Origin of the sequence: Tunicatimonas sp. (assembly GCF_049647865.1) — a bacterium.
Taxonomy (GTDB): Bacteria; Bacteroidota; Bacteroidia; order Cytophagales; family Cyclobacteriaceae; genus Tunicatimonas.
The window spans coordinates 1-2,207 of sequence record NZ_JBARYM010000194.1 but is presented as its reverse complement, the minus strand read 5'-3'; the positions used below and the strand labels follow the sequence as shown (position 1 = coordinate 2,207).

Annotated in this window: 3 protein-coding genes; all 3 read left to right on the top strand. The window is 37.7% G+C overall.

Features of this window, described 5'->3' with window-relative positions:
- Positions 1 to 945, top strand: a 945-nt coding sequence (locus WBA23_RS05895) for a prolyl oligopeptidase family serine peptidase (RefSeq protein WP_424581324.1), incomplete at its 5' end; no start/stop codon positions are given.
- Between the two features lie 59 nt (positions 946 to 1,004).
- Positions 1,005 to 1,712 (top strand): LytR/AlgR family response regulator transcription factor, encoded by a 708-nt coding sequence (locus WBA23_RS05890; protein WP_424581323.1) that lies wholly within the window; start codon positions 1,005 to 1,007, stop codon positions 1,710 to 1,712.
- Positions 1,713 to 1,727: 15 nt separating this feature from the next.
- A partial coding sequence (locus tag WBA23_RS05885) for a LytR/AlgR family response regulator transcription factor (RefSeq protein ID WP_424581322.1) occupies positions 1,728 to 2,207 on the top strand: 480 nt, incomplete at its 3' end.

The window sequence follows — 2,207 nt, the reverse complement described above, 5'->3', positions numbered from 1 at the left end:
GGGTTATTCTTTCGCTTATCCAATTGGAATAGTGGACTAAAGACATACTATTATGATGCTGAAAGGCAGCAAGTATTATTAACGAATATGCGGCCCTCAAGCCCCTTTGAAAGTCCTAAAAATTTGATGGTGGAAGAAGTATTAGTTGCCTCTCACGATGGAGAGGAGGTACCGCTTTCTATTATTTATAATAAACGAGTTGCCAAAGATGGCACTAATCCAACGTTGTTAAAAGCTTATGGTGCCTATGGTGAATCTTTGGAACCCTATATGGAATTAGAAATGCTTGCTTGGTATAAGAAGGGGGGGGTATTGGCCGTAGCGCACGTTCGTGGAGGAGGAGAAAAGGGTGCTGCATGGCACAAAGCTGGGCAAAAGGGGCAAAAGGTGAACTCTTGGAAAGATGTTATTGCATGTGCTGAGTATCTTACTGAGAAAAACTATACATCACCTAATAAATTAGCGGCTTACAGTGTTAGTGCTGGGGGATTAGCCGTTGGTAAAGCTATGATTGAACGGCCAGAACTATTTAAAGCCGTTGTGCTGGATTACGCATTACTGAATCCCACCCGCTTAGATCAATCACCAAATGGATTAGCGCAAGCAGAAGAGTTTGGTTCCCCTAGAGATTCAGTGGAATTTGCGAATCTACTAGAAATGGACCCCTATCTTTCGTTTGAATCTAGTACTAACAAAGATGTTCCTGCTGTTTTATTAACTGCTGGAAGAAAAGATCAAAGGACATTATTGTGGGAACCAGCCAAGATGGCGGCTATCTTGACAGATCTTCGTGACAACAATCATCCTACTTTACTTCGTGTATATGATGGCGGTCACGGTGTAAACGCTTCTGAGGAGACATTAACAACTATTGCTGACCGCATGGCATTTTTACTATGGCAACTGAGCGATACGGAATTAGTACGCCAAAGCGAAGGTGAATAAGCATATTTGTGTACATTTCTATTGTACAGTCTTTGTATGAAGACTAAAAATCAAATTACATGATACAAGCAATTGCTATCGACGACAGTCCTAGTGCTATTGAGGTTATACGAAAACATTCTATCCGAACTCCTGGAATAAATCTTTTACAGGGATTTACCCGACCTTTAGAAGCTCTTGACTTTTTAAAAGAACATCAACTGGACGTAGTATTTATTGATATTGAGATGCCTGGAATATCCGGTATTGAGTTTATTCGAGTTGTCACATCAGCTAGCAAAAGCTATCCAAAATTCATCATTACATCAGCGCATGATCAATACGCTATTGATGGGTTTGACTTGGATGTAGTAGATTTTCTGCTGAAGCCAATCTCCTATGAACGGTTTATTAAATCAACCCTAAAACTAAACCGGACTGATGATAAAATACCCTTGACAAACAACAAATTTTGTTTCATACGCTCTGAGGGTAAATCAGTCAAACTTCGTTTTGACGATATACTGTTTATTCAGTCAGATGGACATTTTGTTAAAATTCATTTAAAAAATAATTCTAAAGGGCTACATCTGTCGTATAGTCTAACTCAGATAGAGAGTATACTTTCGCCTGGAGTTGAATTTCTTAGAATTCATAAGCAATATATTATCAACTTTAATTATGTAGTTGAAATTAGCTCATCACATTTGAGTCTAGAACATACGGAAGAATCCATACCAATAGGAACAACGTATCGGCAAAAAATCAATGCCTTAGGTATTAAATGATTAAAGATTGGTATAATGATCAATTCAGAAAGTATTTTTCACTGCATTATCATAGATGATAACCCTTCAACATTTACTATTATTGATAATTATATCCGGCTACTGAATGGTTTTACGATTGATAGAACATTTACTAGTCCATTAGAAGGGCTATCTTTTCTAAAAGAAAATGTAATCGACCTGCTTTTTCTTGATATCGATATGCCGGAAATTAACGGTATGGACTTACTTAATCTTATTGAAAAAACCTCCCAATACGGCACTCCAGCGGTTATACTTACAACTGCTCATACGGAAGTTGCATTGCCCGCACTTCGCAGTTCCAAGTTTACTAGGGGAATCCTATGTAAACCATTCAGTTATGATGATTTCTTAGTAACGCTTGAGAAAATAAGAAGTATCACCCAATTTGATAGGGTGCTGCATATCAATCAAGAGCTATCTGAGAATAGTGAGAATTTTCTATTTGTGAAGACAAAAGCTAATAGTCTTAAG

Excerpts from the sequence above, each read along its gene's own strand:
- WBA23_RS05890 (WP_424581323.1), top strand. The coding sequence starts at position 1,005 with ATGATACAAGCAATTGCTATCGACGACAGTCCTAGTGCTATTGAGGTT.